The organism is Methylomonas sp. LWB (genome assembly GCF_001856095.1).
GTDB lineage: Bacteria > Pseudomonadota > Gammaproteobacteria > Methylococcales > Methylomonadaceae > Methylomonas > Methylomonas koyamae_A.
In genome coordinates this window covers 1-16862 of record NZ_MKMC01000032.1, presented here as the reverse complement: position 1 = coordinate 16862, position 16862 = coordinate 1, and the positions used below count along the sequence as shown (strand labels likewise).

Below are 16862 nucleotides of genomic sequence, written 5' to 3'. Positions count from 1 at the left end.
CTGAAAGCGTTGGAAGGCGATCAAAGCGAAATCGGCGTGCAATCCGTCGTCAAGCTGGTTGAAGCACTGGACAGCTATATCCCTGAACCAGAGCGCGCGATCGACGGCAAATTCTTGATGCCGATCGAAGACGTCTTCTCGATTTCAGGCCGCGGTACCGTCGTTACCGGTCGTGTAGAGCGTGGGATTATTAAAGTGGGTGAAGAGGTCGAGATCGTCGGCATTCGCGACACGCAGAAAACCACCTGTACCGGTGTAGAAATGTTCCGCAAACTGCTCGATCAAGGCCAAGCGGGCGACAACGTAGGTGTCTTGTTGCGTGGCACCAAACGCGACGACGTCGAACGCGGTCAAGTTCTGGCTCACGTGAACAGCATCAAGCCACACTCGCACTTTAAAGCCGAAATTTACGTGCTGTCCAAGGAAGAGGGTGGTCGTCATACGCCATTTTTCAACGGCTATCGGCCGCAATTTTACTTCCGTACCACCGATGTCACAGGCGCGGTTGAATTGCCGGAAGGCGTCGAAATGGTGATGCCTGGCGACAACATCTCCGTCACCGTCAAATTGATCTCACCGATCGCGATGGAAGACGGTCTGCGCTTTGCAATTCGCGAAGGCGGTCGCACCGTGGGTGCCGGCGTCGTGGCTTCAATTATCGAATAAGTTGCCTTTAGGCGACTGCACAATGAGTTCTCTGGAATAGGTCAGTAGTTCAATTGGTAGAGCAGCGGTCTCCAAAACCGCAAGTTGGGGGTTCGAGTCCCTCCTGGCCTGCCACCCAGGGTTTCTTTCTTACTTACATCTTTAGTCAAGCAATGAACGCACAGGCAGAAGAAGCTACCTCGGTAGGCGATATAGTAAAGCTGGCTTTTTCGCTGGTTGTTATGGTAGCGGGCATCGTTGCGTTTTATTATTTTTCGGATTTCCAGCTTCTCTACCGCGTTCTCGGATTAGTTGCATTGACTTCGGGGGCGGTTGCGGTTTCATTTACGACCGCGAAGGGTAGAGAGTTTTGGGGTTTTATGCTTGAGGCCAAGCAGGAATTTAAGCGTATCGTGTGGCCAACTCGCGACGAAGCGGTCAGGACCACGTTGATGGTGTTCCTGATGGTATTTATTGTCGGTCTGATATTGTGGTTGCTTGATATGTTCCTGTTTTGGGGTGTTCAGCTTTTGATGAATCTGGGGATTAAGTAAATGGCGCTACGTTGGTATGTGGTTCACGCCTATTCGAATTTCGAAAATAAAGTCAAACAGGCCCTGGAAGAAAGAATCAAGCGCGAAGGCTTGAGCGAATACTTCGGCAAGATTCTGGTCCCAACCGAAGAGGTCGTTGAAATGCGAATGGGGCAGCAGCGCAAAAGCGAGCGCAAGTTTTTCCCCGGATATGTTCTAGTACAGATGGAGTTGAACGACGAAACATGGCATTTGGTTAGAAACGTTCCTCGTGTATTAGGTTTTATTGGAGGTGCCTCCGATAAACCTTCGCCGATTTCTGACAAAGAGGCGATGGCGATACTGAGTAGGGTTGAAGAAGGTGTGAACAAACCTCGCCCGAAAGTGTTGTTTGAAGTTGGTGAGGTGGTTCGCATCGTTGATGGGCCGTTCAAGGACTTCAATGGAAGTATCGAAGAAGTCAATTATGAAAAAAGCCGTTTGCGCGTTTCGGTCCTGATTTTCGGAAGGTCTACTCCAGTTGAGTTAGAGTTTGGACAGGTTGAAAAAGTCTAATTCTTGTATTGAGATTTTGTGAAAATCCCTGTCATCGAGGTGGCAGGGATTTTTGTTTGTTGGGGAGCTGGAAAGCGTTAATACCCGTTTAGGAGCGAAAAATGGCAAAAAAAATTGATTCGTACATCAAGCTGCAGGTGAAAGCAGGCGAGGCAAATCCAAGTCCACCGGTGGGCCCCGCGCTTGGTCAGCGCGGTGTTAACATCATGGAGTTTTGTAAGGCTTTTAATGCCCGCACTCAAGAGGTTGAAAAAGGCTTGCCTCTTCCCGTTGTAATTACGGTTTACAGCGACAAGAGCTTCACCTTTATCACTAAAACGCCGCCTGCATCAATTTTGCTTAAAAAAGCGGTTGGAATTAAAAGCGGCAGCAGTAAGCCGAATTCCAATAAAGTTGGTACCGTTACGCGCGAACAACTCGAAGAAATCGCGAAAACTAAAATGGAAGATTTGAATGCGGCCGATATGGAAGGGGCGATTAAAACAATCGCAGGTAGCGCTCGTAGCATGGGTTTGAATGTGGAGGGCGTGTAATGGCTAAAATCACTAAACGTGCAAAAGCAATCAAGGAAAAAGTTTCTAGAAATAAACAGTACAGTATTTCAGAAGCAATTGGTTTGTTAAAAGAATTCGCCAATAGCAAATTCGACGAGTCAGTCGATATTAGCGTTAATCTCGGTGTCGACCCTAGAAAATCCGATCAGAACGTTCGTGGTGCTTCCGTGTTGCCGCACGGGACAGGTAAAACCGTGAGAGTGGCGGTTTTTACCCAAGGCCCGAATGCCGATGCCGCTAAAGAAGCCGGTGCCGATATCGTTGGTATGGACGATTTGGCCGAACAAGTTAAGCGCGGCGAAATGAATTTCGATGTGGTTATTGCGTCTCCCGACGCGATGCGGGTCGTCGGTCAGCTCGGTCAAATCCTGGGTCCAAGAGGCTTAATGCCAAATCCGAAGGTCGGCACCGTGACGCCTGATGTTGCTACTGCCGTGAAAAACGCAAAATCGGGTCAAGTTAGGTACCGGACGGATAAGGCTGGCATTATTCATTGTTCTATCGGTAAGGTTTCATTCGATGAAGTGGCAATTAAACAAAATCTGGAGTTTTTGATTGCCGACCTTAAAAAAGCAAAGCCGACCGCCGCGAAAGGGGTTTATCTGAAAAAGATTTCCTTGTCTTCGACAATGGGGCCAGGCTTGTCTATCGACCAAAGCAGCGTCGATATCTAATCACATTCACGACTTTGGGTTGCCGGTAAACGGCAACCGTCAAAGACCGTAGGGGCGAAAGCTTAATCATCCTACGCAGACGGAAGCTGGAACCATCGATGGTGAAAGGGACCGTAAGGAGCATCGCAAAGATGCGTTTTATTGTTTCTGATATCACATCGGAAAATAATTGGAGAAAAATGTGGCACTCAATTTAGATGGCAAAAAAGTTGTCGTAGAGGAAGTTGCTGAATTCGCCGCCAAAGCCCACTCCGCAGTTGCTGCGGAATATCGTGGATTGACCGTTACCCAATTGACGAAATTGCGTAAAACCGCGAGAGAAACGGGCGTTTACTTGCGAGTAGTCAAGAACACATTGGCTAAACGTGCTGTTGCGGGAACTGAATTTGAATGTATGCAGGAGGGTCTGGTCGGACCGCTGATCCTCGCATTTTCAATGGAAGATCCAGGCGCCGCCGCGCGATTGGTAAGCGATTTCGCGAAAGAAAACAATAAACTGGTTGCGAAGGTTGTTGCGATCGGTGGTCAAGCATTTGATGGTTCCGAACTGGAGCGCTTGGCCAGACTGCCGACTCGTGATCAGGGCATCAGTATGCTGATGTCGGTCATGAAAGCCCCCGTCGAGAAACTCGCCAGAACCTTGGCGGCTATCAGAGACGAGAGAGAAGCGGCATAACTATCGCCTTAACCAGTTAATTAGTATTAAATTTAGAGGAATTAAGAATGGCAATCTCAAAAGAAGATATTTTGGAAGCAGTCGCGAACATGACTGTCATGGAAATCGTTGATTTGATTTCTGCAATGGAAGAAAAATTTGGCGTATCCGCGGCTGCTGCAGTCGCGATAGCTGCTCCGGCTGCTGCGGCGGCGGTTGTCGAAGAACAAACCGAATTTGATGTAATTTTGACCGGCTTCGGTGAAAACAAAGTCGCGGTCATTAAAGCTGTACGTGGATTGACCGGTTTGGGCTTGAAGGAAGCAAAAGATGCCGTCGAAGGCGCTCCGACAACTGTCAAGGAAGCCGTCAACAAAGCAGAAGCAGAAGCCGCCAAGAAAGAACTGGAAGACGCAGGCGCAACTGTCGAAATTAAATAATTATTTCGACAGCACCTTGGGCAGCGAATGCCCAGCAAACCGGGCTGGCGGTATTTTACCGCCGGCCTTTTACTGTTTGTCAAACAAACGGTAGTAAATCATCCCTGACGACGAAGGTATAGAAGCAATATGGCCTATTCTTTTACCGAAAAAAAGCGCATCCGTAATAATTTTGGGAAAGGTTCGGAAGTACTCGAAGTTCCCTATCTCTTAGCAACACAGATTGATTCTTACGCAAATTTTTTGCAGTTGGGCGCGGACCCAGAAAAAAGACGCAATCAAGGATTACATGCTGCATTTTCGAGTGTATTTCCGGTGGTTAGCCACTCAGGATACGCGGTTCTGGAATATGTCAAGTATCGTTTAGGTGAGCCGGCGTTCGACGTCAGAGAGTGTCAGCAGCGGGGGGCCACTTTCTCCGCGCCATTGCGCGTAATGGTGCGCTTGGTGATTTACGACAAGGACGCCCCTGCCAATACCAAAGTCGTAAAAGATATTCGCGAGCAAGAAGTCTACATGGGTGAGTTACCGTTGATGACTGAAAACGGCACGTTCGTTATCAATGGAACTGAGCGCGTCATCGTGTCGCAATTACATCGTTCGCCTGGGGTGTTTTTCGATCACGATAAGGGTAAGACTCACTCTTCCGGTAAATTGCTGTTTAACGCTCGAGTGATTCCGTATCGCGGCTCTTGGTTGGATTTCGAGTTCGACCACAAAGACGCGGTTTATGTGCGTATCGACCGCCGCAGAAAGATTCCGGCAACGATCTTGCTGCGCGCCTTGGGTTACGACAACGAAGAAATGATTCAAATTTTCTTCGACACCAATAAGTTTTCGTTGACTGCCGACAAATTCATGTTCCACGTGATTCCGGAACGGCTGCGTGGCGAAATGGCAGTGTTTGACATAAAGCATGACGGTAAAGTGCTGATCGAAGAAGGTCGGCGCATCACCGCGAAACACGTTCGCCAACTCGAAAAATCCGGCGTCACCGAGATCGAGGTGCCACGCGATTATTTGTTCGGGAAGATTCTTGGGCACAACGTTGTGGATACAGCCACTGGCGAATTGTTAGCCAGCGTTAACGACGAATTGACCGAAAACCTGTTGCAAAAACTGATCGATGCCGGTGTCAGCGAGATCAACACCTTGTACGTAAACGATTTGGATCGGGGCCCATATATTTCCAACTCGATGCGCCTGGATACGACAACCAATCGCTTGGAGGCCTTGGTAGAAATTTACCGGATGATGCGCCCAGGTGAACCGCCCACGGTCGAATCCGCCGAGAACCTGTTCGAGAACCTGTTTTTCACCGACGAGCGTTACGATTTGTCGGCAGTCGGCCGGATGAAGTTTAATCGGCGCTTGGGCCGAGAGGAAATCATCGGTACGGGCACGTTGAGCAAGGAAGACATCATCGACGTATTGAAGGAGTTGATCAAAATCCGCAACGGAAACGGCATTGTCGATGACATCGATCATTTAGGTAATCGCCGGGTACGGTCGGTGGGCGAGATGATTGAAAACCAATTTCGGATCGGATTGGTGCGAGTCGAGCGAGCAGTTCGAGAGCGCTTAACTCTGGCTGATTCCGAAGGGCTGATGCCGCAAGAAATTATTAACGCTAAGCCTGTGTCTGCCGCAGTGAAAGAGTTTTTCGGCTCCAGCCAATTGTCGCAGTTTATGGATCAAAACAATCCATTGTCGCAAGTGACCCACAAGCGCAGGGTCTCCGCGTTGGGTCCGGGGGGGTTGGCCAGGGAGCGTGCTGGTTTCGAGGTTCGCGACGTCCATACCACGCACTACGGTCGGGTTTGTCCGATCGAAACGCCGGAGGGACCAAATATCGGTTTGATCAACTCGTTGTCGGTCTACGCCAGGACTAACGAATACGGCTTTCTTGAAACGCCGTACCGGAAGGTAGTCAACGGTATGGTGACCGATCAAGTCGATTATATTTCGGCTATCGAGGAAGGCGAGTATGTGATTGCGCAGTCCAGTGTCGCGGTAGACGAACACGGTAAATTGGTCGAAGGCTTGGTATCCTGCCGCTACAAAGACGAATTTACGTTAGCTTCGTCAGAGACCGTGCAATATATGGACGTGTCCTCCAAACAAATCGTTTCGGTCGCGGCATCGATTATTCCATTCTTGGAACACGACGACGCTAACCGGGCGTTGATGGGCTCCAACATGCAACGGCAAGCGGTTCCGACCTTACGAGCGGAGAAACCGCTGGTTGGTACCGGTATGGAGCGTGTCGTCGCCAAAGATTCCGGCGTAACCGTTGTGGCGACCCGTGGCGGTCGTATCGAAGCGGTTGACGCGGCCAGGATCGTGGTGCGAGCCAACGATAATGAAACGGTCGCCGGCGTACCGGGTGTCGATATTTACAACCTGATTAAATACACCCGGTCTAACCAAAACACCTGCATTAATCAGAAGCCGCTGGTTAAATTGGGCGATATCGTTAATAAGGGCGACATCCTCGCCGACGGTCCTTCTACCGACTTGGGCGAGTTGGCTTTGGGGCAAAACATGCTGATCGCCTTCATGCCTTGGAACGGCTACAACTTTGAAGACTCGATTCTAGTCTCCGAGCGCGTGGTTAAGGAAGATCGTTTCACGACAATCCATATCGAAGAGAAAACTTGCGTCGCCAGGGAGACGAAGCACGCTCCGGAGGAGATCACCGCCGATATCCCGAATGTCAGCGAGGAAGCTTTATCGAAGTTGGACGAGTCCGGTATCGTTTATGTCGGTGCCGAAGTCAAGGGGGGCGACATCCTGGTCGGAAAAGTTACGCCCAAGGGCGAGACTCAACTGACGCCGGAAGAAAAACTGTTACGGGCTATTTTCGGCGAAAAAGCCGCAGACGTTAAAGACACCTCGTTACGGGTGCCTGGCAACGTACGGGGTACCGTTATCGACGTGCAGGTATTTACTCGCGACGGTGTCAAGAAAGATAAGCGCGCCCTGGAAATCGAAGAAGCCGAAATCAAGCGTTATCGGAAGGATTTGGACGATCAGCTGAAAATTGTCGAGCACGATATTTTCGCGCGGGTCAAAGCGATGTTAGTTGGTAAGAAAGCTGAAAAAGGTCCGAATGGTCTGAAAAAAGGCGAGGAAATCGTTCGCGAGTATCTGGATAGTTTGGTCCCTTCGGAGTTGATGAAAATCAAAACCCAAGACGAGGATATCAACGTTCAATTGGAAACGATCGCCGAGCATATCGAGCAACAACGCAAGGAATTCGACGAACGTTTCGAACAGAAAAAGAAAAAAATCACGATGGGCGACGATTTGGCGCCTGGCGTGCTGAAGATGGTCAAGGTTTATTTGGCGGTCAAGAAGCGTATTCAGCCCGGCGACAAGATGGCGGGTCGACATGGAAATAAAGGGGTTATCTCCCAAATCGTGCCGATCGAAGACATGCCTTACACGGCGGACGGTAATCCGATCGATATCCTGCTGAATCCGTTGGGCGTACCTTCGCGGATGAACGTCGGGCAGGTGTTGGAAACCCATTTGGGTTGGGCCTCGAAAGGCTTGGGCATCAAAATCGGCAAAATGCTGGAAGCTCAGGCCAAAGTTGTTGAAATTCGCGGTTATCTCGAAAAAATCTATAACTGCAGCGGACGGAAGGAAGATTTGGATTCGTTCTCCGATAAAGAGGTGCTGGAGTTGGCGGCCAATTTAGTTGGTGGCGTCCCGATGGCAACCCCGGTTTTCGACGGCGCATCCGAGGATGATATCCGGGAAATGTTGCGTCTGGCCGATCTGCCTGAACACGGACAAACTCGGCTTTACGACGGGTTAACCGGTGAACCGTTCGAGCGTGAAGTCACCGTCGGCTACATGTACATGCTCAAATTGAACCACTTGGTGGACGACAAGATGCATGCTCGTTCGACCGGTCCTTACAGCTTGGTCACTCAGCAACCGCTGGGCGGAAAGGCGCAATTCGGCGGCCAGCGTTTTGGGGAGATGGAGGTGTGGGCCTTGGAGGCTTACGGCGCCGCTTATACCCTCCAGGAAATGTTGACTGTGAAATCCGACGACGTTACAGGCCGTACCCGAATGTATAAAAACATTGTCGACGGAAACCATTCAATGGAAGCGGGAATGCCGGAATCCTTCAACGTTTTGGTCAAGGAAATACGTTCGCTTGGCGTCAATATTGAAATGGAACAAGAGTAATCGGGCTCTGGATTTGGTTCTGGACAACATCGGATAACAATTAAAGAGGATAAGCTCTTGAAAGATTTAATGAATTTTTTAAAACGTCAAGGTCGCACCGAAGATTTCGACGCTATCCGCATTGGTTTGGCTTCTCCCGACATGATTCGCTCGTGGTCGTATGGCGAAGTGAAAAAGCCCGAAACGATTAATTACCGCACATTTAAGCCTGAGCGTGATGGTTTGTTTTGCGCCAAAATCTTTGGTCCTATCAGCGACTACGAATGTTTGTGCGGTAAATACAAGCGCTTAAAGCACCGCGGTGTAATTTGCGAAAAGTGCGGGGTCGAAGTAACGCTATCCAAGGTTCGTCGCGAACGGATGGGACACATCGATCTGGCCAGCCCGGTCGCTCACATTTGGTTCTTGAAGTCTCTCCCGTCGCGTATCGCGTTGCTGTTAGACATGACTCTGCGGTCGATCGAGCGCGTGTTGTATTTCGAGACATTCGTCGTCACCGATCCCGGTATGTCGCCGTTGGAAAAAGGTCAGTTGTTGACCGACGAAGAGTATTTGAATGCGATGGAAGAACACGGTGATGATTTTGTCGCCAAAATGGGCGCCGAGGCGATTTATGATCTGTTGAAATCCATCGACTTGAAAGATGAAATCAACAAGTTGAAGGAAGAGATCAATTCGACCAACTCCGACACCAAGATTAAAAAGTATTCTAAACGGCTGAAGGTCATCGATTCTCTGCTGGCGTCCAACAATCGTCCGGAATGGATGATTATGACCGTGCTGCCGGTGCTTCCGCCCGAATTGCGTCCGCTGGTGCCGTTGGACGGTGGCCGTTTCGCGACCTCCGACTTGAACGATCTGTACCGCCGCGTCATCAACCGCAATAACCGTTTGACTCGGTTATTGGACCTGAACGCCCCGGACATCATTGTTCGCAACGAAAAACGAATGCTGCAAGAAGCCGTCGATGCCTTGCTGGATAACGGCCGTCGCGGCCGGGCCATTACCGGTAGCAACCGGCGCCCGCTGAAATCGCTGGCCGATATGATCAAGGGCAAGCAAGGTCGTTTCCGCCAAAATCTGTTGGGCAAACGGGTCGACTATTCGGGGCGTTCGGTAATCGTGGTCGGTCCAACGCTGAGATTGCACCAATGCGGTCTGCCGAAAAAAATGGCCTTGGAGTTGTTCAAGCCGTTTATATTCAGCAAGCTGCAACTGCGCGGATTGGCGACCACGATTAAAGCCGCTAAAAAAATGGTCGAGCGCGAAGGCGCTGAGGTGTGGGATATCCTCGAAGAAGTCATCCGTGAGCATCCGGTGCTACTGAACCGTGCGCCAACGCTGCATCGTTTGGGCATCCAAGCATTCGAGCCGACCCTAATCGAAGGCAAGGCGATCCAACTGCACCCGTTGGTGTGTAGTGCGTTCAACGCCGACTTCGACGGCGACCAAATGGCTGTGCATATTCCGTTGTCGATCGAGGCGCAGTTAGAAGCTCGTACCTTAATGATGGCGACCAACAACATCTTGTCGCCCGCAAACGGAGAGCCGGTGATCAACCCGTCGCAAGACGTGGTTTTGGGCCTCTATTACATCAGCCGTGAAAAAGTCAATGCGGTCGGAGAAGGCAGCATATTCACCGATTTGGCCGAGGTTATGAAAGCCTTGGATGCCAAGACAGTGGAGTTGCAAACCAAGGTTCAGGTCAGGATTACTGAAAAACTTAAAAACGCTGACGGTGAGTGGGAAAGCATCACCAGTCGTAAACAAACAACGGTGGGGCGTGCCCTGATCTGGGAGATTGCTCCTGATGGCATGCCGTATGAGCTGATCAACGTTGATATGACCAAGAAAAACATTTCGAGGTTGATCAACTATAGCTACCGCTACTTAGGTATAAAAGAAACCGTAATTCTCGCCGACCAAATCATGTATTTGGGTTTCAAATACGCAACGAGAGCGGGTGTTTCGTTCGGTATCGAAGACATGGAAATTCCGGCTAAAAAAGCCGATATCATTCGTTCCGCCGAGGCCGAGGTTAACGAAATCCAGAATCAATATGCGTCAGGGTTAGTGACCGACGGCGAGCGATACAACAAGGTCGTCGATATTTGGTCGCGGGCAAACGATCAAGTTGCGAAAGTGATGATGGAAGGCTTGGGTGAAGACGAAGTGGTCGACGCCAAAGGTAATAACGTCAAACAAAAATCGTTTAACTCGATCTTCATGATGGCCGAATCTGGCGCGCGGGGTTCAGCGGCGCAGATTCGCCAATTGGCGGGGATGCGCGGATTGATGGCTAAGCCGGACGGTTCGATCATCGAAACGCCAATTACCGCGAACTTCCGGGAAGGTCTGGACGTATTGCAGTATTTCATCTCGACGCACGGTGCTCGTAAAGGTTTGGCGGATACGGCGTTAAAAACCGCTAACTCCGGTTATCTAACTCGACGTCTGGTAGACGTGGCGCAGGATCTGGTGATTGCCGAGCTGGATTGTGGGACCCAAAACGGTCTGACCATGACGCCGATCATCGAAGGCGGCGATGTGGTCGAGCCGCTGGTCGATCGGGTATTGGGCCGCGTGGCAGCAGTCGATGTGACCGACGCTTCCGGTTCAAAAGTGTTGATCCCGGCGGGTACGATGATCGATGAGAATCTGGTGACCGTTTTAGAGGAAAACGGCGTTGATAAAATGCTGGTTCGGTCGGTTATTACTTGCGAATCTCGGGTGGGCGTTTGCGCCAAATGTTACGGCCGCGATTTGGGACGTGGGCATCTGGTCAATAGCGGCGAGGCCATTGGTGTCGTCGCGGCTCAATCGATCGGTGAGCCGGGTACTCAGTTGACGATGAGGACCTTCCATATTGGTGGCGCGGCCTCCAGGTCTGCGGCTGTCAGCAATGTTCAAGTTAAATCCAGCGGTACCGCAAAACTGAATAACCTGAAGACCGTTAGAAACCGAGAAAACAACTTGGTCGCGGTATCCCGTTCCGGCGAAGTTGGCGTGATGGACGATTATGGCCGTGAAAGAGAACGCTATAAGATTCCGTATGGCGCGGTACTTTCGGTTGACGACGGCGGACGTGTCAGTGCCGGTGACATTATCGTCAACTGGGACCCGCACACTCATCCAGTTATCACCGAAGTGGATGGCTTCATTCAGTTGATCGATTTTATCGACGGTATCACCGTTCAAGAGCAGTCGGACGAAGTCACCGGGCTTACATCGCGTGTGGTAACCGATCCTAAGCAACGAAGTGCGGCCGGTAAAGAGCTGCGCCCCATGGTACGGTTGATAGACGAACAAGGCGGACAAATTAACTTACCTGGAACCGATATTCCGGCTCAATATTTCTTGCCCGCCGGCGCAATTGTCGGGGTTAAGGATGGTGGTGAAGTAAAGGTTGGTGACGTATTGGCCCGGATTCCGCAAGAATCCAGTAAAACCCGCGATATCACCGGTGGTTTACCGCGGGTTGCGGACTTGTTCGAAGCTAGAAAAACCAAGGATCCGGCCATTCTTGCCGAAGCTACCGGTATGGTGTCTTTCGGTAAGGAGACGAAGGGTAAGCAGCGCGTCATCATTACCGACGCCGAAGGGGAGCAATATGAAACGCTCATTCCAAAATGGCGTCATATCACGGTGTTCGAAGGTGAGTTTGTAGAAAAAGGCGAAACGATTGCCGAAGGGGAATTGACGCCGCACGATATTCTGCGTCTGAGAGGTATCGAGGAGCTGTCTGATTATCTGGTTAAGGAAATTCAGGATGTTTACCGTCTACAGGGTGTAAAAATAAACGACAAACATATCGAGGCCATCATCCGGCAAATGCTCCGGAAAGTTGAAATAACAGCTTCCGGCGAAACCGATTTTGTGAAAGGTGAACAGGTAGAGCGCGTATTGGTCAATATTGTTAACGAACAAGCGGAAAAAGAAGGGAAAATTCCTGCTAGTTATGACTCGTTGTTGTTAGGGATCACTAAGGCATCGTTGGCGACTGAGTCGTTTATATCCGCCGCCTCTTTCCAAGAGACCACAAGAGTGTTGACCGACGCTGCAGTGCGAGGCATCAGCGATAGTCTGAACGGCCTTAAAGAGAATGTCATTGTTGGTCGTTTAATCCCGGCCGGTACAGGTCTGGCCTATCACGAACAAAGGCGGAAAAAACGACATGCCGACTTGGCGAGCGGGATGGATTCCGGCATGTCTTCAGTCGAAGTGGTCGATGTCGAGGAAGCGCTGAAACAGGCGTTGAATATAGAATAGCTCTAGTAAAAAAGCTTGACCTAACAATGATCTGCAGGTATTATGCTCTGCTCACATCAGCCAAGAGATTTGGGTGGAGCAATGCTATCCGGTTGGGCGACTAATTGTATTGCTTATTAACATTGCATATTTGGAGTAGTTAAGAATGGCCACGATCAATCAGTTGGTCCGTAAGCCTCGTGCTAAAAAAATCGAAAAGACCAATGTTCCGGCATTGGAAGCCTGTCCCCAAAGGCGAGGTGTGTGTACTCGTGTTTATACGACTACGCCTAAGAAGCCTAATTCGGCCTTGCGTAAGGTGGCTAGGGTTAGATTGACCAATGGTGCCGAGGTTAGTAGTTATATTGGCGGAGAGGGGCACAATTTACAAGAGCACTCCGTGGTTCTGATTCGTGGTGGTAGGGTCAAAGACTTGCCCGGTGTTCGTTATCACGTTGTGCGAGGAAGCTTGGATACTTCAGGCGTAAAAGATAGAAAGTGCGGGCGCTCCAAATATGGCGCTAAGCGGCCTAAGAAATAAAGGTTGGTAAACAATGTCTAGAAGAAGAGTTGCGGCGAAAAGACCGGTCAATCCTGATCCAAGGTTTGGTAGCGATATGTTGTCCAAGTTCATGAATATGATCATGGTGGACGGCAAAAAGTCTGTCGCTGAAAAAATTGTATATGGTGCGTTGGATGTGATCGAGCATAAGGGGCATAAAGAGTCGCTAGAGCTTGTGGCAAAGGCGCTGGAAAATGTGCAGCCTAGAGTTGAGGTAAAGTCTCGTCGCGTAGGCGGGGCAACCTATCAGGTTCCGGTAGAAGTGCGCCCCGCGCGTAGATTGGCTTTGTCGATGCGTTGGTTGATCGATGCTGCTCGTAAGCGTAATGAGCGGACCATGGCTGCGAAACTGGCCGGGGAGCTGTTGGACGCATCCGAAGGTCGTGGCGCGGCGGCTAAGAAGCGAGAAGATACTCATAGAATGGCCGAAGCGAACAAGGCTTTCGCTCATTATCGCTGGTAAGGTTCGTGATGCCTTTGGGGTGATAACGTGGTTCGCAAAACGCCGATAGAGCGTTATCGAAATATAGGCATTATGGCCCACATTGATGCCGGGAAAACGACTACTACCGAACGCGTTCTGTTTTACACAGGGGTTTCGCATAAGATCGGTGAAGTGCACGACGGCGCTGCGACAATGGATTGGATGGCTCAAGAGCAAGAGCGCGGCATCACGATTACGTCAGCGGCGACAACCTGTTTTTGGTCTGGAATGTGGAAGCAGCATTCCGAGCACAGAATAAATATTATCGATACGCCTGGGCATGTAGACTTTACGATTGAGGTTGAGCGGTCTCTCAGAGTGTTGGACGGCGCTTGCGCGGTGTTTTGTGCTGTGGGAGGGGTGGAGCCTCAGTCCGAGACGGTTTGGCGGCAAGCTAACAAATACCACGTTCCTCGTTTAGCATTCGTTAATAAGATGGATCGTACCGGGGCTGACTTTTACAGGGTATTAGAGCAGATAAAGGGGCGATTAGGTTGTAACCCTGTGGCCATGCAGCTGCCAATAGGTGTAGAGGACGGTTTTAAGGGGGTTGTTGATCTTATTGAAATGAAGGCTGTGTATTGGGACGACACCAGTATGGGGCTGAAATTTCAGCAAGGGGAAATTCCTGTCGACATGGTTGTTCAAGCTGGTGAATGGCGGGAAAAATTGCTTGAAGCGGCTGCCGAGGCGTCCGAAGAGTTTATGGATAAATATCTTGAGCAAGGCTTGTTGAGTAATCAGGATATTAAGTTAGGTATCAGAGCGCAAACGCTAAAAAATAAAATTGTTCCGGCGTATTGTGGCTCCGCCTTTAAAAACAAAGGCGTTCAGTGTGTGTTAGATGGTATCATTGACTATTTGCCATCGCCCGCAGACATTGATGCTGTGGTCGGCCATGTAAACGAAGAATTAGATGCTACGCGTCACCCGAGTGACGACGAGCCTTTTTCCGCCCTGGCTTTTAAAATCGCCACTGATCCATATGTTGGAATGTTGACGTTCCTGCGGATTTATTCTGGTGTTTTAAAGTCCGGCGATGCTGTTTTGAATGCGGCAAAAGGCAAGCGTGAACGAATTGGACGCATTGTCCAAATGCATGCCAATAGTCGGGAAGAGATTGGAGAAGTTCGAGCCGGCGACATAGCCGCCGTAATCGGATTAAAAGAGGTTACTACCGGTGATACGTTCTGCGATATGGCGCATCCCATTTTGCTGGAGCGTATGGAGTTTCCTGAGCCGGTAATCTCTGTTGCGGTAGAGCCGAAAACCAAAGCCGATCAAGATAAGATGGGCAATGCGTTGGCAAAGCTGGCGCAGGAAGATCCGTCGTTTCGGGTGAGTTCCGATCCGGAATCCGGGCAAACGCTAATAGCGGGCATGGGGGAGCTTCATCTCGAGATCATTGTCGATCGGATGCGGCGCGAATTTAATGTCGAAGCTAATGTCGGCGCACCGCAGGTGGCGTACAGGGAAACGATACGTAAGTCCTTGGAGTGCGAGGGTAAATTTATTCGACAGACCGGCGGCAAAGGGCAGTACGGTCACGTGTGGCTCAAGTTGGAGCCCAAGGCGGCTGGTAGCGGCTATGAGTTCGTAAACGGCGTTGTAGGTGGGGCTGTTCCTAAAGAGTATATCCCTGCGGTAGATAAAGGTATTCAAGAGCAAATGGAAAACGGCGTACTCGCTGGTTTCCCAATGGTGGACGTCAAGGTTACTTTGTTCGATGGTTCGTATCATGATGTCGATTCGAATGAAATGGCTTTCAAGATAGCAGGGTCTATGTGTTTCAGGGATGGAGCTAAGGCTGCAAATCCTGTATTGCTGGAACCCATTATGAAAGTGGAAGTAGTCACTCCAGAGGATTATATGGGGGAAGTCGTTGGTGACGTTAACCGGCGCAGAGGGGTTATTCACGGCATGGAAGACGTACCGGCTGGTAAGGTAATTAGTTGTGAAGTGCCGCTCTCGGAAATGTTTGGCTACGCAACCGATTTGCGATCGGCCACGCAAGGTAGAGCAACCTACAGTATGCAGTTTGAAAGATATAACGAAGCACCTGCGCATATAGCGGAAGCGATTATTAGAAAAGTATCTTAAATTTTTTATAAATATCAGGTATCGAGTCATGGCAAAAGAAAAATTTGAAAGAAAGAAACCGCACGTAAACGTGGGCACGATTGGTCACGTCGACCACGGAAAAACCACGTTGACCGCCGCGTTGACGAAAGTAATGGCGGAGCTGCAAGGCGGTGAAGCAAAAGCTTTCGATCAAATTGACAATGCGCCAGAAGAGCGTGCGCGCGGTATTACTATTTCGACCTCGCACGTTGAATACGAGTCTGCGTCACGCCACTACGCTCACGTAGACTGCCCGGGTCACGCAGACTACGTCAAAAACATGATTACCGGCGCCGCTCAAATGGATGGCGCGATTTTGGTTTGCTCGGCCGCCGACGGTCCGATGCCGCAAACCCGCGAGCATATCCTGCTGTCTCGTCAGGTCGGCGTTCCGTACATCGTGGTGTTCCTGAATAAAGCCGACATGGTCGACGACGCGGAGCTGATCGAGCTGGTTGAAATGGAAATTCGCGAATTGTTGAATCAATACGAATTCCCCGGCGACGACACCCCCATCATTATCGGCTCCGCGCTGAAAGCGTTGGAAGGCGATCAAAGCGAAATCGGCGTGCAATCCGTCGTCAAGCTGGTTGAAGCACTGGACAGCTATATCCCTGAACCAGAGCGCGCGATCGACGGCAAATTCTTGATGCCGATCGAAGACGTCTTCTCGATTTCAGGCCGCGGTACCGTCGTTACCGGTCGTGTAGAGCGTGGGATTATTAAAGTGGGTGAAGAGGTCGAGATCGTCGGCATTCGCGACACGCAGAAAACCACCTGTACCGGTGTAGAAATGTTCCGCAAACTGCTCGATCAAGGCCAAGCGGGCGACAACGTAGGTGTCTTGTTGCGTGGCACCAAACGCGACGACGTCGAACGCGGTCAAGTTCTGGCTCACGTGAACAGCATCAAGCCACACTCGCACTTTAAAGCCGAAATTTACGTGCTGTCCAAGGAAGAGGGTGGTCGTCATACGCCATTTTTCAACGGCTATCGGCCGCAATTTTACTTCCGTACCACCGATGTCACAGGCGCGGTTGAATTGCCGGAAGGCGTCGAAATGGTGATGCCTGGCGACAACATCTCCGTCACCGTCAAATTGATCTCACCGATCGCGATGGAAGACGGTCTGCGCTTTGCAATTCGCGAAGGCGGTCGCACCGTGGGTGCCGGCGTCGTGGCTTC

Annotated in this window: 13 protein-coding genes and 1 tRNA gene; all 14 read left to right on the top strand. The window is 50.5% G+C overall.

Features of this window, described 5'->3' with window-relative positions; all coding sequences use genetic code 11:
- On the top strand, positions 1-666 hold a 666-nt coding region (locus tag BJL95_RS13770; RefSeq protein WP_254786798.1), incomplete at its 5' end, for an EF-Tu/IF-2/RF-3 family GTPase.
- A gap of 38 nt (positions 667-704) precedes the next feature.
- Positions 705-780: transfer RNA gene (locus tag BJL95_RS13765), tRNA-Trp, on the top strand.
- Between the two features lie 38 nt (positions 781-818).
- A complete protein-coding gene (gene secE / locus BJL95_RS13760; protein WP_064023909.1) occupies positions 819-1199 on the top strand; it encodes a preprotein translocase subunit SecE in 381 nt (126 codons plus the stop codon).
- Positions 1200-1733 carry a transcription termination/antitermination protein NusG gene (gene nusG, locus BJL95_RS13755; protein ID WP_064023908.1) on the top strand — a complete coding sequence of 178 codons (534 nt, stop codon included), beginning with the start codon at positions 1200-1202 and terminating at the stop codon, positions 1731-1733.
- Positions 1734-1834: 101 nt separating this feature from the next.
- Positions 1835-2266, top strand: coding sequence for a 50S ribosomal protein L11 (gene rplK / locus BJL95_RS13750; RefSeq protein ID WP_064023907.1), 432 nt, complete (start codon positions 1835-1837; stop codon positions 2264-2266).
- A complete protein-coding gene (gene rplA / locus BJL95_RS13745) occupies positions 2266-2961 on the top strand; it encodes a 50S ribosomal protein L1 (protein ID WP_064023906.1) in 696 nt (231 codons plus the stop codon). The genes rplK and rplA overlap by 1 nt, the downstream gene beginning before the upstream one ends.
- A gap of 181 nt (positions 2962-3142) precedes the next feature.
- Positions 3143-3637 carry a 50S ribosomal protein L10 gene (rplJ, locus tag BJL95_RS13740; RefSeq protein WP_064023910.1) on the top strand — a complete coding sequence of 165 codons (495 nt, stop codon included), beginning with the start codon at positions 3143-3145 and terminating at the stop codon, positions 3635-3637.
- 47 nt (positions 3638-3684) lie between these two features.
- A complete protein-coding gene (rplL, locus tag BJL95_RS13735; RefSeq protein ID WP_071158712.1) occupies positions 3685-4056 on the top strand; it encodes a 50S ribosomal protein L7/L12 in 372 nt (123 codons plus the stop codon).
- Between the two features lie 129 nt (positions 4057-4185).
- Positions 4186-8262: a DNA-directed RNA polymerase subunit beta gene (gene rpoB, locus BJL95_RS13730; RefSeq protein WP_071158710.1), complete on the top strand. Its 4077-nt coding sequence runs from the start codon at positions 4186-4188 to the stop codon at positions 8260-8262.
- A 57-nt stretch (positions 8263-8319) separates the two neighbouring features.
- Positions 8320-12531, top strand: a complete 4212-nt coding sequence (gene rpoC / locus BJL95_RS13725; RefSeq protein ID WP_302848348.1) for a DNA-directed RNA polymerase subunit beta' — start codon at positions 8320-8322, stop codon at positions 12529-12531.
- A 145-nt stretch (positions 12532-12676) separates the two neighbouring features.
- Positions 12677-13051: a 30S ribosomal protein S12 gene (gene rpsL, locus BJL95_RS13720; protein WP_013820393.1), complete on the top strand. Its 375-nt coding sequence runs from the start codon at positions 12677-12679 to the stop codon at positions 13049-13051.
- Positions 13052-13064: 13 nt separating this feature from the next.
- Complete coding sequence (gene rpsG / locus BJL95_RS13715) at positions 13065-13535, top strand: 30S ribosomal protein S7 (RefSeq protein WP_064023902.1); 471 nt, start codon at positions 13065-13067, stop codon at positions 13533-13535.
- A 27-nt stretch (positions 13536-13562) separates the two neighbouring features.
- Complete coding sequence (gene fusA, locus BJL95_RS13710; RefSeq protein WP_071158706.1) at positions 13563-15656, top strand: elongation factor G; 2094 nt, start codon at positions 13563-13565, stop codon at positions 15654-15656.
- Between the two features lie 28 nt (positions 15657-15684).
- A partial coding sequence (gene tuf / locus BJL95_RS13705) for an elongation factor Tu (RefSeq protein ID WP_064027305.1) occupies positions 15685-16862 on the top strand: 1178 nt, incomplete at its 3' end.